Annotated in this window: 16 protein-coding genes, 3 tRNA genes, 1 pseudogene and 1 riboswitch; of the genes and pseudogenes, 16 read left to right on the top strand and 4 right to left on the bottom strand. The window is 60.7% G+C overall.

Features of this window, described 5'->3' with window-relative positions:
* Positions 1–26: 26 nt before the first annotated feature.
* The gene (locus OU993_RS00155; RefSeq protein WP_268153829.1) at positions 27–1,283 is read right to left on the bottom strand and encodes a GGDEF domain-containing protein; all 1,257 of its coding nucleotides are present in this window, start codon (positions 1,281–1,283) and stop codon (positions 27–29) included.
* 247 nt (positions 1,284–1,530) lie between these two features.
* Here OU993_RS00155 and clpP point away from each other — a divergent pair, with 247 nt between their 5' ends.
* The 6 genes from clpP (at position 1,531) to OU993_RS00125 (ending at position 10,593) form a co-directional block, all read left to right on the top strand.
* On the top strand, positions 1,531–2,163 hold the full coding sequence (gene clpP, locus OU993_RS00150) for an ATP-dependent Clp endopeptidase proteolytic subunit ClpP (RefSeq protein ID WP_165220389.1): 633 nt from the start codon (positions 1,531–1,533) through the stop codon (positions 2,161–2,163).
* Positions 2,164–2,451: 288 nt separating this feature from the next.
* Positions 2,452–3,732 (top strand): ATP-dependent Clp protease ATP-binding subunit ClpX, encoded by a 1,281-nt coding sequence (gene clpX, locus OU993_RS00145; RefSeq protein ID WP_268153827.1) that lies wholly within the window; start codon positions 2,452–2,454, stop codon positions 3,730–3,732.
* Between the two features lie 348 nt (positions 3,733–4,080).
* Positions 4,081–6,501, top strand: a complete 2,421-nt coding sequence (gene lon, locus OU993_RS00140) for an endopeptidase La (protein ID WP_268153825.1) — start codon at positions 4,081–4,083, stop codon at positions 6,499–6,501.
* 197 nt (positions 6,502–6,698) lie between these two features.
* On the top strand, positions 6,699–6,974 hold the full coding sequence (gene hupB, locus OU993_RS00135; RefSeq protein WP_165220380.1) for a DNA-binding protein HupB: 276 nt from the start codon (positions 6,699–6,701) through the stop codon (positions 6,972–6,974).
* A gap of 128 nt (positions 6,975–7,102) precedes the next feature.
* Positions 7,103–7,256: riboswitch (FMN riboswitch) on the top strand.
* A gap of 116 nt (positions 7,257–7,372) precedes the next feature.
* Positions 7,373–8,302: a DMT family transporter gene (locus tag OU993_RS00130; protein ID WP_268153822.1), complete on the top strand. Its 930-nt coding sequence runs from the start codon at positions 7,373–7,375 to the stop codon at positions 8,300–8,302.
* Positions 8,303–8,394: 92 nt separating this feature from the next.
* On the top strand, positions 8,395–10,593 hold the full coding sequence (locus OU993_RS00125; RefSeq protein WP_268153820.1) for an esterase-like activity of phytase family protein: 2,199 nt from the start codon (positions 8,395–8,397) through the stop codon (positions 10,591–10,593).
* Positions 10,594–10,682: 89 nt separating this feature from the next.
* On the opposite strand, the gene OU993_RS00120 is transcribed toward OU993_RS00125, so the two are convergent.
* Positions 10,683–12,902, bottom strand: coding sequence for a methyl-accepting chemotaxis protein (locus tag OU993_RS00120; RefSeq protein ID WP_268153818.1), 2,220 nt, complete (start codon positions 12,900–12,902; stop codon positions 10,683–10,685).
* A 379-nt stretch (positions 12,903–13,281) separates the two neighbouring features.
* Between OU993_RS00120 and OU993_RS00115 the strand changes: the two genes are divergently transcribed.
* The gene (locus OU993_RS00115; RefSeq protein ID WP_268153816.1) at positions 13,282–14,301 is read left to right on the top strand and encodes an NAD-dependent epimerase; all 1,020 of its coding nucleotides are present in this window, start codon (positions 13,282–13,284) and stop codon (positions 14,299–14,301) included.
* A gap of 383 nt (positions 14,302–14,684) precedes the next feature.
* Here the strand turns inward: OU993_RS00115 and OU993_RS00110 are convergent.
* Positions 14,685–14,760: transfer RNA gene (locus OU993_RS00110), tRNA-Val, on the bottom strand.
* Between the two features lie 335 nt (positions 14,761–15,095).
* Here OU993_RS00110 and OU993_RS00105 point away from each other — a divergent pair.
* The 3 genes from OU993_RS00105 (at position 15,096) to OU993_RS00095 (ending at position 15,610) form a co-directional block, all read left to right on the top strand.
* Positions 15,096–15,172: transfer RNA gene (locus OU993_RS00105), tRNA-Asp, on the top strand.
* Between the two features lie 41 nt (positions 15,173–15,213).
* A tRNA-Asp gene (locus OU993_RS00100) sits at positions 15,214–15,290 on the top strand.
* 116 nt (positions 15,291–15,406) lie between these two features.
* The gene (locus OU993_RS00095) at positions 15,407–15,610 is read left to right on the top strand and encodes a hypothetical protein (protein WP_268153813.1); all 204 of its coding nucleotides are present in this window, start codon (positions 15,407–15,409) and stop codon (positions 15,608–15,610) included.
* 46 nt (positions 15,611–15,656) lie between these two features.
* Here the strand turns inward: OU993_RS00095 and OU993_RS00090 are convergent, their stop codons facing one another.
* Positions 15,657–15,881 carry a hypothetical protein gene (locus tag OU993_RS00090; protein ID WP_268153811.1) on the bottom strand — a complete coding sequence of 75 codons (225 nt, stop codon included), beginning with the start codon at positions 15,879–15,881 and terminating at the stop codon, positions 15,657–15,659.
* 475 nt (positions 15,882–16,356) lie between these two features.
* On the opposite strand from OU993_RS00090, the gene OU993_RS00085 reads away from it, so the two are divergent.
* The 6 genes and pseudogenes from OU993_RS00085 (at position 16,357) to OU993_RS00060 (ending at position 19,852) form a co-directional block, all read left to right on the top strand.
* A complete protein-coding gene (locus OU993_RS00085; RefSeq protein ID WP_165220328.1) occupies positions 16,357–16,722 on the top strand; it encodes an NADH-quinone oxidoreductase subunit A in 366 nt (121 codons plus the stop codon).
* Positions 16,713–17,294 carry a NuoB/complex I 20 kDa subunit family protein gene (locus OU993_RS00080; protein WP_268153808.1) on the top strand — a complete coding sequence of 194 codons (582 nt, stop codon included), beginning with the start codon at positions 16,713–16,715 and terminating at the stop codon, positions 17,292–17,294. The genes OU993_RS00085 and OU993_RS00080 overlap by 10 nt, the downstream gene beginning before the upstream one ends.
* A gap of 15 nt (positions 17,295–17,309) precedes the next feature.
* The gene (locus OU993_RS00075) at positions 17,310–17,912 is read left to right on the top strand and encodes an NADH-quinone oxidoreductase subunit C (protein ID WP_268153806.1); all 603 of its coding nucleotides are present in this window, start codon (positions 17,310–17,312) and stop codon (positions 17,910–17,912) included.
* 66 nt (positions 17,913–17,978) lie between these two features.
* Positions 17,979–18,356 carry a four helix bundle protein gene (locus OU993_RS00070; protein ID WP_268157418.1) on the top strand — a complete coding sequence of 126 codons (378 nt, stop codon included), beginning with the start codon at positions 17,979–17,981 and terminating at the stop codon, positions 18,354–18,356.
* Between the two features lie 53 nt (positions 18,357–18,409).
* On the top strand, positions 18,410–19,600 hold the full coding sequence (locus OU993_RS00065) for an NADH-quinone oxidoreductase subunit D (protein ID WP_268153804.1): 1,191 nt from the start codon (positions 18,410–18,412) through the stop codon (positions 19,598–19,600).
* Positions 19,600–19,852 (top strand): annotated as a pseudogene (locus OU993_RS00060) (hypothetical protein). Before OU993_RS00065 ends, OU993_RS00060 begins: the two are co-directional and overlap by 1 nt.
* The last annotated feature ends 3 nt before the right edge of the window (positions 19,853–19,855 follow it).

Below are 19,855 nucleotides of genomic sequence, written 5' to 3'. Positions count from 1 at the left end.
GGCAGGGCAAGCTCTGCGAGAGGATATCAGATTCGTCCGCCGATGATCGGCACCAGGGCATGACGCTTCAGGGGCGTGACTTCCCGTTCCTCGGCGGCGGGATCGACGAAACCTGGACCGATCAGCTGGATGTCGTCGCCCGTGCCGGTTGCCAGCGCCGTGCCGTTGCGACCGGCAAACTTTGCGGCATAAAGCGCCCTGTCGGCGCTGATCAGCATGGCATCCAGGTCTGCCGAGGAGAGGGGAGAAAGCGCAATCCCGCAACTGACGGTGACCGGGATCGGAGCATCGCCCTCGGCAATGCGGATTTCGGTATGTTCGAGCGTCAGGCGGATCGCCTCGGTCACGCCGATTGCTTCGGGCGGACCGCCGACCTGCATCATGCAGGCAAATTCCTCGCCGCCCATGCGCCCGAAGATGCCGCGTTCGCCGAGGCAGGTCGTGGCGATGCGGCAGAATTCGGTCAGCACGACATCGCCCGCCTTGTGGCCATGCCGGTCATTGATCTGCTTGAAATGGTCGAGGTCGAAGAGCACGATGGCAATATGGCTTTTCGCGCCCGTGGTCTTGCGGCACAGCTGCTGGAAACGATCGAGCAGGCCGCGCCGGTTGAACACGCCGGTCAGCGGATCGCTGTCGGCCAGGCGCTGCAGGTGCGCCTCCGAGCGCGCCATCAGCAGTTTGGCGCCGAGAAGGATGCCGGCCACCAGGCAGAAGATGTTGCCGACGGCATAGGAGGCGACGTTCGGCATCTCCAGGAAACCCGCCGGGCGGAGATGCAAGCTGTCATAAGCCATCTTCAGCATCAGGCCGGCCTGCAAGCAGGCAACGCCGGCCAGGACGATCCGGGTCCTGTAGGCCTTCCGGCGTCCTGCAAAAACGATGGCAGCGAAGATCAGATAGGCCGTTGCGCCCGAGATCTGAAAGGCCGAGGTCCGCGCCCAGAAATGCGCCATGATCGCAGGCACCGTCAGTGCCGACAGCCACATCCCCAGGGGAATAAGCACCAGGGCCGTGGGGCGGCGCTCGTCATACACCAGCATTCCGTTGCACCAGCATGCGACGCCGACGAGGGCAAGGCCGTTGCCGCCGACGATCGAGACGAGATCGGGGATGATGCCACGCAGTGCGACGAGGAGGATCCCGCCTCCGTGCAGGGCAAAACCCAGGCCCCACAGGCCCGTGACCACCAGCCGGCGGTCATAGAACCAGGCGCCGATCATCAGGACGGCGAGGGTTGAGGCCTCCGTAGCCCAGAGCATCATGGCGGTGGAATAATCCAAACGGCGGTCTTTCCTGCAGATTTTCTACCGTGACAATGTGGGATAGAGTTTAAAGGCTGGTTGCCGCCGGAAGGCAATTGCTAACGATCTGCGCAGTTACCTGATGAAAAGCCCAAGGGATTAAGGATATCCACCGCCGAGTCTTGAAGTGCGGGGCTTCCAAGCTCTATGTAGGGAGCTGACCTGATGAAGACGATTCCTGGCGCGCACTTTAAGTCGTCGGGCGCCGATGAAACAAAGGAACACCATGAGAAATCCCGTTGATACCGCTATGGCCCTGGTGCCGATGGTCGTCGAGCAGACCAACCGCGGCGAGCGCTCTTACGACATCTACTCGCGCCTGCTGAAAGAGCGGATCATTTTCCTGACCGGTCCGGTCGAAGATCACATGGCCTCGCTCGTCTGCGCGCAGCTTTTGTTCCTCGAAGCCGAAAACCCGAAGAAGGAAATCGCGCTTTACATCAATTCGCCGGGCGGCGTCGTGACGGCAGGCATGTCGATCTACGACACGATGCAGTTCATCAAGCCGGCCGTGTCGACGCTCTGCATCGGCCAGGCGGCCTCGATGGGCTCGCTGCTACTGGCTGCCGGCGAGAAGGGCATGCGTTTTGCCATGCCGAATTCGCGCATCATGGTGCACCAGCCCTCCGGCGGCTTCCAGGGTCAGGCCTCGGACATCGAGCGCCATGCTCGTGACATATTGAAGATGAAAAAGCGGCTGAATGATGTGTATGTGAAGCACACCGGCCGCACCTACGAGGAAGTCGAAAAGACCCTCGATCGCGATCATTTCATGGATTGTGACGAGGCGCTTGCCTGGGGTGTTGTCGACAAGGTTCTGACCTCGCGTCAGGAACTGGAAGGCGGCTCCGCGGATTGACGCTGGCGGGGCCAGCGAAAGTGTCACCCCGTTGTGACCGAAAACGGGGTTTCAACTCGCTGTGAAAGCGCTAATAGTTGCATATTAATGCTGTGTTGAAATTTTATGACATAGCATTCGGTCTGGACGGGGTTTCGTTGCCACCGGACCGGGGACAGAATTGATCCCTGCCGGCAGAGTACCCCTTGAAGGAGTGGCGGGCACTGCCTCCCCGCGAGGCATGCTGGTCGGCAAGAGAAGTGTCCGCGCCCGGATGACGGGCTGGCGGTGTGCTGGAAGGGAAGTGATATGAGCAAGGTCAGCGGCAGCAACGGCGGCGACTCCAAGAATACGTTGTATTGTTCGTTCTGCGGCAAGAGCCAGCACGAAGTCCGCAAGCTGATTGCAGGACCGACGGTGTTCATCTGCGATGAATGCGTCGAATTGTGCATGGACATCATCCGCGAGGAGAACAAGAGCTCCATGATGAAGTCCTCGCGTGACGGCGTTCCGACGCCGCAGGACATCATCAAGGTGCTGGATGAATACGTGATCGGCCAGAGACAGGCGAAGAAGATCCTGTCGGTTGCCGTCCACAACCACTACAAGCGCCTGGCGCATGCCTCGAAGAACGGCGAAGTCGAACTGGCGAAGTCCAACATCATGCTCGTCGGCCCGACCGGCTGCGGCAAGACCTATCTCGCCCAGACGCTCGCCCGCATCATCGATGTGCCTTTCACCATGGCGGACGCCACGACGCTGACCGAAGCCGGTTACGTCGGCGAGGACGTCGAAAACATCATCCTGAAGCTTCTGCAGGCGGCCGACTACAACGTCGAGCGTGCCCAGCGCGGCATCGTCTACATCGACGAAGTCGACAAGATCTCCCGCAAGTCGGACAATCCGTCGATCACCCGCGACGTGTCTGGCGAAGGCGTGCAGCAGGCGCTTCTGAAGATCATGGAAGGCACTGTGGCTTCCGTTCCGCCGCAGGGCGGCCGCAAGCATCCGCAGCAGGAATTCCTGCAGGTGGATACGACGAACATCCTGTTCATCTGCGGCGGTGCCTTTGCCGGCCTCGACAAGATCATCTCCGCCCGTGGCGAAAAGACCTCGATCGGTTTTGCCGCTACCGTCAAGGCACCGGACGATCGTCGTGTGGGCGAAGTGCTGCGCGAACTGGAGCCGGAAGATCTGGTGAAGTTCGGCCTCATCCCGGAATTCATCGGTCGTCTGCCGGTTCTGGCAACGCTGGAAGACCTCGACGAGGACGCGCTGATCCAGATCCTGTCGGAACCGAAGAACGCGCTCGTCAAGCAGTACCAGCGCCTGTTCGAGATGGAAGACGTGGAACTGACCTTCCACGAGGACGCGTTGCGTGAAATCGCCAAGAAGGCGATCGTGCGCAAGACCGGCGCCCGTGGCCTGCGCTCGATCATGGAAAAGATCCTGCTCGACACCATGTTCGAACTTCCGGCGCTGGAAGGTGTTCGGGAAGTGGTGATTTCGGAAGAGGTCGTTCGTGGCGCTGCCCGTCCGCTCTACATCTATGCGGATCGCCAGGAAGAGAAGGCCAACGTTTCGGCCTGATGCATAAAGGGCGAGGGGCCTTGGGGCGCCTCGCCTTGACCGCCCTGCGGGTCCGATGCCGGAATGAGGCATCACGCCGCAGGTGCCGCGCCGGGCCGGGAGGCTGATCGGCAGCGAAGAACCGAGAGGGCATGGGTGCGCGGCGCGCAGGCCCTTCCAGGGTTCCGACGGACTAGCCAGTCACGCGTAAGCATCCCGTCATACCGTACCTCTTCAGCGCTCCAATCCACGGTGCGATGCGCAAGGCTTGAAAAGACCCGGTAAAACCTCCACTTTGGGGAGGAAAGAAGTGCCCGTCTCCTATGGTCGGGCCAGCTCCCGGAAACGGGACGAGTGAAAGGAAATGACATGACGAATACAGCGTCTGCGGCACCTGGCGGGGATGTCTATCCGGTCCTGCCTTTGCGCGACATTGTGGTCTTCCCCCACATGATCGTACCCCTGTTCGTCGGGCGCGAAAAATCCATTCGCGCGCTGGAAGAGGTCATGGGCTCCGACAAGCAGATCATGCTCGTCACCCAGATCAATGCCGGTGATGACGATCCGGCCCCGGCCGCAATCCACAAGGTTGGCACGGTTGCCAACGTCCTCCAGCTGCTGAAACTGCCCGATGGAACCGTCAAGGTTCTCGTCGAAGGCCGTGCCCGCGCCAAGATCGACAACTACACGGGCCGCGAAGACTTCTACGAGGCACATGCCAAGGTTCTGGGCGAGCCGGACGATGATTCCGTCGAGGTCGAGGCATTGGCTCGCTCGGTGGTCTCGGAATTCGAAAATTACGTCAAGCTGAACAAGAAGATCTCCCCGGAAGTGGTTGGCGCGGCAAGCCAGATCGAGGACTACTCGAAGCTGGCCGATACCGTTGCCTCGCATCTGTCGATCAAGATCACCGAAAAGCAGGAAATGCTGGAAACGGTGAGCGTGAAGATGCGCCTGGAAAAGGCGCTCGGCTTCATGGAAGGCGAGATCTCGGTCCTGCAGGTCGAAAAGCGCATCCGCTCGCGCGTCAAGCGCCAGATGGAGAAGACCCAGCGCGAGTATTATCTGAATGAGCAGATGAAGGCCATTCAGAAGGAACTCGGCGAGGGTGAGGACGGCCGCGACGAGATGGCCGAACTCGAAGAGCGCATTGCCAAGACGAAGCTGACCAAGGAGGCCCGCGAAAAGGCGGAGGCCGAACTGAAGAAGCTGAAGCAGATGAGCCCGATGTCGGCGGAAGCCACGGTCGTGCGCAACTATCTCGACTGGCTCTTGACCATTCCGTGGAACAAGAAGTCGAAGATCAAGGCTGACCTGAACAATGCCGAAAAGATCCTCGAGCAGGATCATTACGGCCTCGACAAGGTCAAGGAACGCATCGTCGAATATCTGGCGGTCCAGGCGCGTGCAACGAAGATCAAGGGCCCGATCCTGTGCCTCGTCGGTCCTCCGGGCGTCGGCAAGACCTCGCTCGCCCAGTCGATCGCTAAAGCCACCGGCCGCGAATATGTCCGTATGGCGCTCGGCGGCGTGCGTGACGAGGCCGAAATCCGCGGTCACCGCCGCACCTATATCGGCTCGATGCCCGGTAAGGTCATCCAGTCGATGAAGAAGGCCAAGCGCTCGAACCCGCTCTTCCTGCTCGACGAAATCGACAAGATGGGCATGGATTTCCGCGGCGATCCGTCGTCTGCTTTGCTCGAAGTGCTCGATCCGGCGCAGAACTCCACCTTCATGGACCATTACCTGGAAGTGGAATACGACCTGTCCGACGTGATGTTCATCACCACGGCGAACACGTTGAACATCCCGGCACCGCTGATGGACCGCATGGAGATCATCCGCATCGCCGGTTACACGGAAGATGAGAAGCGCGAAATCGCCAAGCGGCACCTGCTGCCGAAGGCCATCAAGGAACATGCGCTGAAGCCGGAGGAATTCTCCGTCAGCGACGACGCCCTGATGTCTGTCATCCAGCAGTACACCCGCGAAGCCGGTGTTCGTAACTTCGAACGCGAACTGATGAAGCTCGCCCGCAAGGCGGTCACCGAGATCATCAAGGGCAAGACGAAGACGGTGGAAGTCACCGCGGCCAATATCCACGACTATCTCGGCGTTCCGCGGTTCCGCCACGGCGAGGCCGAGCGTGAGGATCAGGTCGGTGTCGTCACCGGTCTCGCCTGGACGGAAGTCGGCGGCGAACTTCTGACGATCGAAGGTGTCATGATGCCCGGCAAGGGCCGCATGACCGTGACCGGCAACCTGAAGGACGTGATGAAGGAATCGATCTCGGCGGCTGCATCCTATGTGCGCTCCCGTGCAGTCGACTTCGGCATCGAGCCGCCGCGTTTCGACAAGTCGGACATCCACGTCCACGTGCCGGAAGGCGCAACCCCGAAGGACGGTCCGTCCGCCGGTGTTGCCATGGCAACCGCGATCGTCTCGATCATGACCGGTATCCCGGTCGACAAGAACGTGGCGATGACGGGTGAAATCACCCTGCGCGGTCGCGTGCTTCCGATCGGTGGCCTGAAGGAAAAGCTGCTCGCAGCCCTTCGCGGCGGCATCAAGAAGGTTCTGATCCCGGAAGAGAACGCCAAGGACCTGGCGGAAATTCCGGACAACGTGAAGAACAACATGGAGATCATTCCGGTCTCCCTGATGTCGGAAGTGCTCGAACATGCGCTGACCCGCAAACCGGAGCCCATCGAGTGGGACGGCACGGTGGAAACGCCGGTGATTGCGACGGTCGAGGGCGCCGAGGAAACCGGCACTTCGCTCGCCCATTGACGGGCTCTGAACTGTGCGAAAATTGCACATAGCTGTGAAAAAGGCCGGCAAATCGCCGGCCTTTTTTGTGAAAACTGGTCTGTACCCCTTGTTTTTCAGGTCATTGCGGAGCTTTTGGATTTGCGAAGGGGTCGTCGAAATCACGAGTCGCCCCCGACAGATCCATTGTATGTGAAACCATTGAAAGGGGTGGAAACATGAACAAGAACGAATTGGTATCCGCCGTCGCCGAAAAGGCAGGTCTCTCCAAGGCTGATGCAGCGTCCGCAGTTGACGCCGTATTCGAAGCCGTTCAGGGCGAGCTGAAGAACGGTGGTGAAGTTCGTCTTGCTGGCTTTGGCAGCTTCTCCGTTTCGCGCCGTGAAGCATCGAAGGGCCGTAACCCCTCGACCGGTGCCGAAGTCGATATCCCGGCTCGCAATGTTCCGAAGTTCTCGGCCGGCAAGGGCCTGAAGGACGCCGTCAACAGCTGAGGTTAGGCGCCGTCAGGCGGCAAACCTCTCGCGACCTGATCAAGGCCCGGCGACCCAGCCGGGCCTTTTTCGTGTCGCTTGTCACACCGGCGGTCATGCGTTAACGAAGGGGGTCGGCAAAAAGCCGGCAGCGTTCTCAGGGCGGGGTGCAACTCCCCACCGGCGGTAGGAAGCGCAGCTTCAAGCCCGCGAGCGCCCGTCAATACATCGTGTATTACGGGGTCAGCAGATCCGGTCGAATTCCGGAGCCGACGGTCACAGTCCGGATGAGAGAGAACGAGGCGCGCCTGCATTGCAGCAGGCGTCTGCAGGCTGCGTCTTGCCTTCTGACGAGGGCAGGGAGCGGCGTGTTGCTTCGTCGTCCTGGTATCGCAGAATTCGAGCGCCAGGAGCCTGCCGTGACTGCCAAGAGTGCCACAAAGCCTGCCAATCCCTCTGCCCTTCGTTCCCGTGCGGTCTTCGGCGCACTCTTCATGGTGCTGGCCGGCATCGTTTTTGCCGCGCTGAACGTTGCCACGCAATGGCTGGCCATGGTGCTGCATTTTCCCGCCGCCTCCACCGCCTTCTGGCAATATGGTTTTGCGCTCGTCTTCAGCCTGCCGCTTCTGTGGCGGCTCGGCCTGCGTTCCATGCGCACGCGTTATCCCGTCCGTCATCTGGTGCGGGTGGCACTCGCAGCACTCGGCGTGCAGGCCTGGGTGGTGGGGCTGGCGACCGTGCCGATCTGGCAGGCCATCGCGCTTGTGATGACCTCGCCCTTTTTCGTCATCATCGGCGCGCGGCTCTTTCTTGGCGAACGCATCGGCCTTCACCGCTGGCTTGCGACGGTGGCCGGTTTCCTCGGTGCGATGATCATCCTGCAGCCCTGGTCGGATGGGTTTACGGTCGCCGCGCTCCTGCCGGTTCTTTCGGCGCTTCTGTGGGGCGGTTCGTCGCTGATCATGAAGAACCTCACCCATCACGAGGCGCCGGAAACGGTCACGGTCTGGCTGCTGGTCCTGCTGACGCCGATCAACGCCGCGCTGGCATTTAGCACCGGATTTGCAATGCCGGAGGGGCTGAGCCTCTGGCTGCTCTTGGCCGCCGGCCTGCTGACTGCGTTTGGCCAGTATCTGCTGACGCTCGCCTACAATGCCGCCGATGCCGCCTATGTACAGCCCTTCGACGACCTGAAGCTGCCGCTCAATGTCTTGGCCGGCTGGCTCGTCTTCGGTTACGCCCCGAGCGGCACGCTCTGGCTCGGCGCGCTGCTGATCCTAGCCGCCTCGCTGTCGCTTCTATTACGCGAGGCGCGCCAGGAGACCCGCCAGGAGATCCGGCAGGCCTGAGACCCCCGGCAATTCGGGGTCGTGTCATCCCGCTGTCATGTGCATGCCGCAAAACCGCCCTGTTCCAATTCCCGGACATGGAGGGCTGTCTCATGAAAACGAAGATTTCGCGCGCCGCTTTGACGGCGGCACTGCTGGCATCGGTCGCGGCACCGGCCGCTGCCGAGCCGGTGTTCAACCGCATCGCCGCTTTCCCGGTGGCGCAGAATCTGCCGGCCGACAAGGACAAGCTGGCGCCGAGCTCGGCGGAAATCATCACGGCGTCCGAAGACGGCAACATGCTGGTCTATTCCGACAGCCCGCTTGGCGCCATCGGTTTCATCGACATCACCGATCCGAAGGCCCCTAAGGCTGCCGGCGCGTTGATGATGGATGGCGAGCCGACCTCGGTCGCGGTTGCCGGCAAGAAGGTTCTTGCTGCCGTCAACACCTCGGAAAGCAAGGTCAAGCCGTCCGGCCAGCTGCGCATCGTTGACATCGCCACGAAGAAGGTCGAGGCGAGCTGCGATCTCGGCGGTCAGCCGGATTCGGTTGCCGTTTCGCCCGACAAGAGCTTTGCCGCCGTCGCCATCGAGAACGAGCGCGACGAAGACCTCAATGACGGTGCCATCCCGCAGATGCCGGCCGGTGACCTCGTCATCGTGTCCCTGAAGGATGGTGCTGCCGATTGCGCCTCGATCAAGCACGTCACGCTGACGGGCCTGTCCGATGTTGCCGGCGATGATCCGGAGCCGGAATTCACCGCCATCAACGCCAATGGCGAGATTGCGCTGACGCTGCAGGAAAACAACACGATCGTCATCATCGACGGCAAGACCGGCACCGTGAAGACCAGCTTCACCGCCGGCAAGACCGCCGTCGAAGGCGTCGACACCAAGTCCGACGGCGCGCTGATTTTCACCGGCAAGGTGGACGAGCGCCCGCGCGAGCCGGATGCCGTGAAGTGGCTGGACAATGACCGCCTCGTCGTGGCCAACGAAGGCGATTGGAAGGGCGGTACCCGCGGCTTCACCATCTTCGACAAGACCGGCAAGGTTCTGTTCGAATCGGGCGCCTCCTTTGAACAGGCAATCGCCCGCCTCGGCCATTTCCCGGACAAGCGTGCCCGTTCCAAGGGCGTCGAGCCGGAAGGCCTGGAAGCCGCAACCTTCGGCGGCCAGAAGTATTTCTTCGTGCTGGCCGAGCGTGCCTCGATCGTCGGCGTCTACAAGGATACCGGTGCCGAGCCGCAGCTGACGCAGATGCTGCCCTCCGGCATCTCTCCGGAAGGCGCAGTGGCGATCCCCGGCCGCAACCTGCTCGCCACCGCCAATGAAGTCGATCTCGGCGAAGACGGCGGCGTGCGCTCGCATGTCATGCTCTACCAGTACGCCGAAGGCACGCCGAACTATCCCACGATCGTCTCGAAGGATGTCGACGGCAAGATCATCGGCTGGGGCGCGCTCTCCGGTCTCGTCGGCGATGCGGAAAAGGACGGCACGCTCTATGCCGTCTCCGATTCCTTCTACAGCATGCAGCCGTCGATCTTCACCATCGACGCCACCAAGAAGCCGGCCGAAATCACCAGCGTCCTGCGTGTGACGCGCGGTGGCCAGCCGGCCCAGAAGCTCGATCTGGAAGGCATCGCACTGGATGGCAAGGGCGGCTTCTGGCTGGCCTCCGAAGGCGACAGCGCCAAGCTCGTGCCGCATGCGCTCTACAATGTCGATGCCAAGGGCGAGATCAAGGCCGAGATCGCTCTGCCCGCCGAGCTTCTGGCCGGTGAGACCCGCTTCGGTTTCGAAGGTGTCACGAGCGTCGGCAAGGGTGACGACCTGACGCTGTGGATGGCCGTGCAGCGCGAATGGAAGGACGATCCGAAGGGCAGCGTCAAGCTTCTGGCCTACAAGCCGAAGGCCAAGGAATGGTCTGCCGTGCGTTATCCGCTGGATAAGGCGGGTGAGGGCTGGGTCGGCCTGTCGGAAATCACCGCCCATGGCGATTATCTCTACATCGTCGAGCGCGACAACCAGATCGGTGACAAGGCGAAGCTGAAGAAGCTCTTCCGCGTGGCGATCGCCGACCTGAAGGGCGCCAAGATCGGCGGCGAGCTGCCGGTGGTCAAGAAGGAGGAAGTCCACGACTTCCTGCCGGACCTGAAGGCCGCAACCAACGGCTACGTCGTCGACAAGCTCGAAGGTTTTGCCTTCGACAAGTCGGGCAAGGCCTATGCCGTCACCGACAACGACGGTGTGGACGATTCCTCCGGCGAGACGATCTTCTTCCCGGTCAACATGAAGGCGATCAACTGATCCTTTCGTCAGTCTTGTTTGCAGAACGCGAATGGGCCCCGGCAGCGATGCCGGGGCCCATTCTCATTGTCAAAACTGTCGGGCGTCGTTCAAGCCGCGCGGTTGAGGCCGTGCGTTGTGCGCGCCAGCTTGAAACGGGCGGTCAGCTGCATCAGGCTGGCGGTCTCGTCGGCAAGGCGTGCGGTGCTGGCGGCGGCTTCCTCCACCATGGCGGCGTTCTGTTGGGTCACCTGGTCCATCTGGTTGACGGCGGCACTCACTTCACCAAGGCCGGTTGATTGCTCGCGTGCGGCGGTGGCAATGGAATTGACCTGACCGGCAATGCCGACGACCTGTTCGCGGATCATCCGCAAGGCTTCGCCGGTCGAGTTGACCAGCTGCACGCCGCTTTCCACTTCGCCGGTGGACCGGCTGATGAGGGTCTTGATGTCCTTGGCGGCGGTGGCGGAGCGCTGTGCGAGTTCGCGGACCTCCTGGGCCACGACGGCAAAACCCTTGCCGGCCTCGCCGGCGCGGGCGGCTTCGACACCGGCATTCAGCGCAAGCAGGTTCGTCTGGAAGGCGATCTCGTCGATCACGTTGATGATCTGGCTGATTTCGTTCGAAGCCTGTTCGATCCGGTTCATCGCGGCGGTCGCATCCTGCACGACATTGCCGGACTGGTCGGCAAAACGCTGGGCATCGCTTACCATGCGGCTTGAATCCTGCGCGCGTTCGGTCGAATTGCGCACGGCTGCGGTGATTTCCTCAAGTGCCGAGGACGTTTCTTCCAGCGACGCGGCCTGGGTTTCGGTTCGCCGTGACAGATCCTGCGAGGCCTTGCGGATTTCACTGGCGCCGCTGTTGATGGCATCGGCGGAGTGCTGCACCTGTTCCATCACCTGGCTGAGGTTCTGCAGCGTTGCGTTGACGTTGCGCTGCAGGTCGGCAAAGACGCCCTGATAGGTGCCGCGCATCTGGTCGCTGAGGTCGCCCTGCGCCAGGGCCGAGACGACGCGCTGTGTTTCGGCGATGCCTGCATCGACGGACGAGACGAGTGTGTTGACGTTTTCGGCGAAGGCATCGAGATCCGGTCGGTCGTAACGTTTGGTGATGCGGCGGGTGAAATCGCCCGCCACGGCCGCTGCAACGACCGTTGCGATGTTCGACTGCAGATCCGCATTCTTTTCCTGCAGCGCAGCCTCCTGTGCGGCAAGGTCGCGCACCCGGATGCCGTTCTGCTTGAAGACGTTGACCGCACGCGCCATGGTGCCGATCTCGTTGCGGTCATCCAGGCCTGGAATGGTCACGGCAAAATCATTGTCCGCCAGTCGTCCCATGGCATCGGTCATCTGCCGGATCGGCAGGATGATGCTGCGGGCGATGGTATAGGCGAGGAAACCGGCGATCAGGATGGCCACGCCGCCGAGCACTTCGGCGATCAACACCGAGCTTTCGAAGATTTCGGCGAGTTCCGGCCCCAGAACATTCTGTGCGTCGCTGGCCTCCTTCTGCATGGCTTCCGTTTCTGTCGTCATTTTCGGCCCGATCTGGCTCATGACATCCTGGAAGATGTCATTGCGGCTGGCGATTGCCTTGTCGGCCGCATCAATCCCGGCGGAATAGGCGGCAAGTTCCTCTTCGACCTGGCCGAGGAGAGAAATTCGCTCGGGATCGGAGAGGGCCGCGCGCACAATGGTGATCTGTTGTGTGCCGACGGCAATCGCCTCGCGGGCCTTGACCAGCGTTTCCGGCGTGTTGTTGAGCAGGTATTTTGCAAGCGCCAGACGCATGGCGTAGATCTGGCCATCGAGAATCTTGGCCTGCAGCGTGGCGGCGACATTGCCGTCCTTCTCCAGGGCTGCTGTCAGAGCATGCATCTGTGACTGCATCGCCGGCCCCATCTTGTCCAGCGTCTCGTTGACGATCGTGTTGCGTGCCTGCTGGGCGGCGACATACTGCTTGAAGCCGCTGCCATAGGACTCGATCATCGTGACGAAGGTCTTGGCGACGTCACGGTCCGCCTGGTTTTCGCTGACCGCGATAACGCGCTCCGCAGCCTGTTTGGCGAGCTTCAGTCTTTCCTCGACCCGCGCAACGGACTCCGGGGTCTGTGCCGTCCGGTACTGGTAGAAGGCGAGACGCGCATCGAGGAAGGAGGACTGCAGCGTCGACACCTCGTTGGAGAACCGGGACATGCCGCGATATTCCGTAAAGTCCGCCTCGCCGGTCGTTCCGGACCAGATCGAGAAGCCGGCCAACACCGCCAGAATGGCGATGACGAGACCAAAACCCGTGTAGATCTTGGCGCCGATGGATAGGTTTTGCATGAACAGGACCCCTGACGGACGGTGGAGGATGAGGGCCTCATTTAATTCAGAATATATTTAAGTTAGAATTAAATAACCAAAGCATGTTGAGGGCGTGGGATGTGATGCCGCATCTCGGGCGATCTTCGGTAGAATGATTTTTTGTTCTTCCGCCTAAGGCTGCAACCATTGACGGTTTAAAGCCGATGATCCGTCACACTTCGCATTCTTTCGGCTTTCTCTCGACTATTCTTGGTGTGAACCTCGGCCACACGGCGAACGGCCGATCCGTTGCTCCCGTTGAATACGGTCGTACCGTACCGGGCGCTGCGGGGAATGCGGTTGCATCTCAAAGGCGGATGGTCTTCTATCCGCGCGCAATGACATGGGGTGCCACACGATGCATTATCTGATCACCGGAACCGCGGGTTTCATCGGCTTTCATCTGGCCAGGCACCTGCTGGAGGAGGGGCACCGCGTCACCGGTTTCGATGGCATGACCCCCTATTACAATCTGCGCCTCAAGGAAGCCCGCCACGCGGCACTCGGCCAGTTTCCAGGCTTTCGCCCGGTGATCGGCATGCTGGAGGATCAGCGCCTTCTGGAAAGCACGCTGGAGGAGGGGGCGCCGGAGGTGATCGTCCATCTCGCCGCCCAGGCGGGTGTGCGTTACAGCCTGGAAAACCCGAAGGCCTATCTTGATTCGAACCTCACCGGCTCCTGGAACATCCTCGAACTGGCAAAAACCGTCGGTGTTCGTCACCTGATGCTCGCCTCCACCTCCTCGGTCTACGGTGCGAACGACAAGATCCCGTTTGCCGAGAGCGACCGCGCCGACGAACCTTTGACCTTCTACGCGGCCACCAAAAAGGCGATGGAGATGATGGCGCATTCTTATGCCCATCTGCACAAGGTGCCGACCACCGCTTTCCGGTTCTTCACCGTCTACGGCCCCTGGGGCCGTCCGGACATGGCACTCTTCAAGTTCGTCAAGGCGATGCTGGAGGACCGCGAGGTGGACATCTACGGCGAAGGCAAGATGAGCCGCGACTTCACCTATATCGATGATCTGGTCGAGGGAATCGTTGCGTTGTCCAAGGTGGTGCCCGACGAATCGAATCGGGTGACGACCCCCGGCGTCACCGACACGCTGTCGCGCCAGGCGCCGTTCCGCGTCGTGAATATCGGCGGCGGCCAGCCCGTAGGCCTCCTGGATTTCGTGGAAACGATCGAACAGGTGATGGGAAAGCCGGCGCGGCGCAAAATGCTGCCGATGCAGAAGGGTGACGTGCCGCGCACCTATGCCAGCCCGGACCTGCTGGTGGCGCTGACCGGCAAGAAGCCGGAGGTCGGCCTTGACGTCGGCGTGAAGGCCTTTGTCGACTGGTACATTGAGCATCGCCAAGAGCTGGAGCTTTGAGCCCAGCCGGCAGCGCGAGCCTCTGACTGTTGGGGAAGGATGAGGGCGGCCACGTGGTCTCGTGGCAGCAACGTGACGTCAATCTGTCGCCCGAACCCGTTCTAAAGTTAACGGCGGTCGCGCCCTCAAGCGGGCTTGTGACAGAGGCGCAGCGGCGTGTCCAGAGATTGTTGGGACGGCGATTCGGGCGTAGTTGTTTCGCAAGCCGTGCAAGCCGACCCTCATCCGCCCTTCGGGCACCTTCTCCCCGACGGGAGAAGAAGGCGCCGCAGCCCTTGCGAGTCTCCTCTCCCCTCGGGGAGAAGGTGGGCGAGCAAAACCGAGGCCCGGTAAGTGATGACCTCAGACCGAAACGTTCAGAACAGATAAACAAGGGGATAGAATGGTGGGCGATGAGAGACTCGAACTCCCGACATCTTCGGTGTAAACGAAGCGCTCTACCAACTGAGCTAATCGCCCTGACGTCTGTGCGAACCAGTGTCCGCCGCGTCGGTGGCCGTGATCTATGCGGATCGCGGAAAAGACGCAAGAGTGTTTGTGAAGTTTTTTTGATTTTTTTCGCCGAAATCGTTTGGGTGGTTGCGAAAAGCCCTGAAAAACCGGGCGTTTGCCAAGATGCAAAGGATGCATCATCCACAGGCTCGTGCAGGCATGGGGGAAGGTTGGCGCATCATTTTCAGCCTCGTCACGGTTTTGTCTTGAAACCTGCTTGACACCTCCAAGTGAACCCCTTAGAGAGCCGCACATCGATTGGCGCTGCCGGTCGACGGGGTTGGTTTTCCCCTTTGAAATGCGCGGGTGTAGCTCAGTCGGTTAGAGTGCCGGCCTGTCACGCCGGAGGTCGCGGGTTCGAGCCCCGTCACTCGCGCCATTCAAAATCAACAACCATTGTCACGCAAGTGACAACAATGCGCGGGTGTAGCTCAGTCGGTTAGAGTGCCGGCCTGTCACGCCGGAGGTCGCGGGTTCGAGCCCCGTCACTCGCGCCATTTTCACTTCCCCTTACCTCCTCATTTCGTTTTGACGATGCCGCGCGGAACCGCGGTTCGCCTTGCTGGTTGTCTCTTCGGTACACCTTGCGTGATCGATCTGATGGAGGCGGCACATGGCAGACGAACGGAAGCTCGTGGGCGCAACCGACAAACACCGCGGCGAGGCGCCAAAAGACAATGTGCGACCCGACAAGGGCGGCGCGCTGGACGTCAAGGATGCCATGCTGGAACGTGTCGAATCGGACCGGGCGTTGAAGCGGGGTGACGCCGGGACCGATGGTCCGTCGCGCCCGAAGCGGCCGGAAGGCGAGCGCTAGGGTAGGGCGCTTATGCGTCCGCCTCTCCGTGCCTTGTTCGGATACGTTATTCTGATCCGCGTTCGGATGCCTTGATCTCTTCGTCCACCTGCCGCTTCAGTGTGTCGCGCGGCGAGGGTTCACCGAGTGCCCGGCGAACCGCCTTTTCTTCCTGCGGGGTCGCGCGGATGACGGCGCCCGAATCGTCCGGCAGGCCTGTGGCCGTTTGGCCAATGCTGGCATCTCTGGGGCGGTCATTGGTGCCCGTGCTCATCTTTTCGTGATCGACCATGGTTTTTGTCTCCTGTTTGGTGTCCAAACAGTCGGTAGCGCCGTTTGTGCCAGTGCATGTCAAAGTTTAGGTGCGGCGTTTTATCTCGTTGTGCTAAAATAATCCGTCGGGAACATTGCACCGTCCTTCCTCTGTCCTTATCTGCCTGTCACAAGGTCGTTTGCCTTGCATACCTTTGCGGATCAGGGAGGGGTGGCAGGGTGTGTCGCGACCGTCGTCGTAACATGATGAAGATTATCATGTTATTCCTCGTCTCCGACAGTTTTTGCTGATATGTTCGCATGGCGGGCCGAAGTCTGAAGCAATACATAGCGCGCTTTTGGCTTTGTGCCATTTTGGTGCGGGACCGGTCGTTCAAAGCTCTTGCGCCCGGACCCCGCCTGCGCTAGTCACGGCTTGTTGCAATGCACGTTCGCTTGCCGCGCATTCGCTTTCGTGCCGCCCGGCACTGCTTGGCAAGCAGGGATCGAATACCATGACAGAACTCCTGAGTTCCTATGTTCCGATAGCGATCTTCATAGGCATCTCTCTCGTGATCGGCATCGCGCTTCTGATTGCGCCGTTTGCCGTTGCCTACAAGGCGCCTGACTCGGAAAAGCTCTCGGCCTACGAATGCGGCTTCAACGCGTTCGATGACGCGCGCATGAAGTTCGACATTCGTTTCTATCTGGTGTCGATCCTCTTCATCATCTTCGACCTGGAAGTGGCGTTCCTCTTCCCCTGGGCTGTGTCCTTCGGGGAAATCGGCTGGTTCGGCTTCTGGTCCATGATGGTCTTCCTCGGGGTTCTGACCATCGGCTTTATCTATGAATGGAAGAAAGGAGCGCTCGAATGGGAGTAGTGGATAATTCTGCGACCCTCATGGCGCCGCAGCCCAAGGGCATCATCGATCCCCGCACGGGCAAGCCCATCGGCAGCGACGACGCTTTCTTCGGCGAGATCAACAATGAGCTCGCCGACAAGGGTTTTCTCGTCACCTCGACCGACGAGCTGATCAACTGGGCCCGTACCGGCTCGCTGATGTGGATGACCTTCGGTCTCGCCTGCTGTGCGGTCGAGATGATGCAGCTCTCGATGCCGCGTTATGACGTCGAGCGTTTCGGTTTTGCGCCGCGCGCCAGCCCGCGCCAGTCCGACGTCATGATCGTTGCCGGCACGCTGACCAACAAGATGGCGCCCGCTCTGCGCAAGGTCTATGACCAGATGCCGGAGCCGCGTTACGTCATCTCCATGGGCTCCTGTGCCAATGGCGGCGGTTATTATCATTATTCCTATTCGGTGGTGCGTGGTTGCGACCGCGTCGTACCGGTGGATATCTACGTTCCCGGCTGTCCCCCCACGGCGGAAGCGCTGCTTTACGGCGTGCTTCTGCTGCAGAAGAAGATCCGCCGGACCGGAACGATCGAACGCTAAGGGCGAGGACGGACAATGAGTGAAGCCCTGAACGAATTCGCCTCCTACCTGGCCGAAGTGCGGCCGGGTCTCGTCGCATCCTCGACGATTGCCTATGGCGAGCTGACGCTGACGGTGGACGCCGACAAGCTGATCCCGCTTCTGACTTTCCTTCGGGATGACGTGCAGTGCGGTTTCGTCAACATGATCGATGTCTGCGGCGTCGATTGGCCGCAGCGTGCGCGCCGCTTCGATGTGGTCTACCATCTCTTGTCGCCGCGCCAGAACATGCGTGTGCGCGTCAAGGTGGAGACGGCGGAAGACGAGGCGGTGCCGTCGTCCTGTTCCGTCTATCCGGGCGCCGACTGGTTTGAGCGCGAGGCCTGGGATCTCTACGGCATCATGTTCACCGGTCACCCGGACCTGCGCCGCATCCTCACCGATTACGGTTTCGAAGGCCATCCGCTGCGCAAGGATTTCCCGATGACCGGGTTTGTCGAGGTGCGTTACGACGACAGCGCCAAGCGCGTCGTCTACGAACCCGTCAGCCTGAGACAGGAATTCCGCAGCTTCGATTTCTTGAGCCCCTGGGAAGGCACGGATTACGTGCTTCCGGGGGATGAGAAGGCAGCGAAGTAGGAATGAGGCAGTAGGCAGTAGCCAATAGGCAAGTGCCGATAGACGAGAAGGAGCAGGCCGACGACGATCAACTCCTACCAGGATCTAAAGGTGTGGCAACGCGCGATGGATCTGGCGGTAGAGAGCTATGAGCTAACCAGGAATTTTCCGCGAGAAGAGGTCTATGGACTGACCTCGCAGATCAGGCGGGCGGCGACATCCGTTCCGGCCAATATCGCGGAAGGTCATGGTCGACATGCGACGGGCGCTTATGTCCAGCATCTGAAAATCGCTCAAGGGTCTCTCAAGGAGTTGGAAACGCATCTTATTCTCAGTTCCCGCCTCGGGTTGGTCTCCAGAGACAGAATCCAGGTCGCCATGGCAATAAGCGAGGAGATTGGGAAGATGATGCGTTCACTGATCCGAAGCCTGCAGGAAGAACGCAATGGTCGAACCACTGATTAAAGCCCTACTGCCTATTGCCTACTGGCTATTGGCTCAAGGCGCGGAGCGCATTGATGACTGAACACAACGTCCGCAATTTCAACATCAACTTCGGCCCGCAGCATCCTGCGGCGCACGGCGTTCTGCGGTTGGTTCTCGAGCTGGACGGTGAAATCGTCGAGCGTGTCGACCCGCATATCGGGCTTCTGCACCGCGGCACCGAAAAGCTGATCGAGGCCAAGACCTATCTGCAGGCGCTGCCTTACTTCGATCGCCTCGATTACGTGGCGCCGATGAATCAGGAACATGCCTACTGTCTGGCGGTGGAAAAGCTGCTCGGGATTACGGTTCCGATCCGCGGCCAGCTGATCCGCGTGCTCTATTCGGAAATTGGCCGTATCCTGTCGCATCTTCTGAACGTCACGACGCAGGCGATGGACGTCGGCGCGCTGACGCCGCCGCTTTGGGGTTTCGAAGAGCGCGAAAAGCTGATGGTGTTTTACGAGCGTGCCTCGGGCTCGCGCATGCACGCCGCCTATTTCCGTCCGGGCGGCGTTCACCAGGACCTGCCGGTCGAGCTGGTCGAGGATATCGGCAAGTGGTGCGACCAGTTCCCGGAAAAGCTCGATGACATCCACGGGCTCATCACCGACAACCGCATCTTCAAGCAGCGCAACGTCGACATCGGCGTCGTCAAGCTGGAAGACGCCTGGGCCTGGGGTTTCTCGGGCGTCATGGTCCGCGGTTCCGGCGCCAAGTGGGATCTGCGCAAGTCGCAGCCTTACGAGTGCTACGCCGACCTCGACTTCGACATCGCCATCGGCAAGAACGGCGACTGCTACGACCGTTACCTGATCCGCATGATCGAGATGGCGGAATCGGTGAAGATCATGAAGCAGTGCGTCAATCGCCTGCTGTCGGATGCCAAGACCGGTCCGGTCTCGTCAATCGATGGTAAGGTGGTTCCGCCGAAGCGCGGCGAGATGAAGCGCTCGATGGAAGCCCTCATCCACCACTTCAAGCTTTACACCGAAGGTTTCCACGTGCCGGCCGGTGAGGTTTATGCCGCCGTCGAAGCGCCGAAGGGCGAATTCGGCGTCTACCTCGTCTCCGATGGCACCAACAAGCCGTATCGCTGCAAGATCCGCGCGCCGGGTTATGCGCATCTGCAGTCGATGGACTTCATGTGCCGTGGCCACCAGCTCGCCGACGTGTCGGCCGTGCTCGGCTCGCTCGACATCGTGTTCGGAGAGGTGGACCGCTGATGCGTCGTCTGGTTCTCGCACTCCTGGCCTGCTCGGTTGCATCCGGCGTCTCTGCGCAGACGCTCGGTAATGCCGTCTCGTCGGAGCGCGGAACCGATGCCACCATGGCGCAACTTCTGTCGAAAGAGTATGAAATCAAGTCTGCCGTGCCCAATGGATCGAAGCTGATCGTCTTTCATGCAGAAGGGCACGTCTGCTTATGCCTGCGAATTCGTCAATGTCGCGAAGACGCGTTGTGCATCGATCAATTGATAA

The sequence above is a fragment of the Rhizobium sp. SL86 genome, assembly GCF_026672545.1.
Taxonomy (GTDB): domain Bacteria; phylum Pseudomonadota; class Alphaproteobacteria; order Rhizobiales; family Rhizobiaceae; genus Neorhizobium.
Note: the sequence above shows the minus strand (reverse complement) of the source record. Positions and strands in the feature narration are given on the sequence as shown.

Bases quoted from the DNA above. Each gene is read 5' to 3' on its own strand.
- OU993_RS00095 (WP_268153813.1), top strand. From the start codon at position 15,407: ATGGCAGACGAACGGAAGCTCGTGGGCGCAACCGACAAACACCGCGGC.
- OU993_RS00065 (WP_268153804.1), top strand. From the start codon at position 18,410: ATGACTGAACACAACGTCCGCAATTTCAACATCAACTTCGGCCCGCAG.
- OU993_RS00080 (WP_268153808.1), top strand. From the start codon at position 16,713: ATGGGAGTAGTGGATAATTCTGCGACCCTCATGGCGCCGCAGCCCAAG.
- OU993_RS00125 (WP_268153820.1), top strand. From the start codon at position 8,395: ATGAAAACGAAGATTTCGCGCGCCGCTTTGACGGCGGCACTGCTGGCA.
- OU993_RS00120 (WP_268153818.1), bottom strand. From the start codon at position 12,902: ATGCAAAACCTATCCATCGGCGCCAAGATCTACACGGGTTTTGGTCTC.
- OU993_RS00075 (WP_268153806.1), top strand. From the start codon at position 17,310: ATGAGTGAAGCCCTGAACGAATTCGCCTCCTACCTGGCCGAAGTGCGG.
- OU993_RS00115 (WP_268153816.1), top strand. From the start codon at position 13,282: ATGCATTATCTGATCACCGGAACCGCGGGTTTCATCGGCTTTCATCTG.
- OU993_RS00090 (WP_268153811.1), bottom strand. From the start codon at position 15,881: ATGGTCGATCACGAAAAGATGAGCACGGGCACCAATGACCGCCCCAGA.
- OU993_RS00085 (WP_165220328.1), top strand. From the start codon at position 16,357: ATGACAGAACTCCTGAGTTCCTATGTTCCGATAGCGATCTTCATAGGC.
- clpX (WP_268153827.1), top strand. From the start codon at position 2,452: ATGAGCAAGGTCAGCGGCAGCAACGGCGGCGACTCCAAGAATACGTTG.
- clpP (WP_165220389.1), top strand. From the start codon at position 1,531: ATGAGAAATCCCGTTGATACCGCTATGGCCCTGGTGCCGATGGTCGTC.
- hupB (WP_165220380.1), top strand. From the start codon at position 6,699: ATGAACAAGAACGAATTGGTATCCGCCGTCGCCGAAAAGGCAGGTCTC.
- lon (WP_268153825.1), top strand. From the start codon at position 4,081: ATGACGAATACAGCGTCTGCGGCACCTGGCGGGGATGTCTATCCGGTC.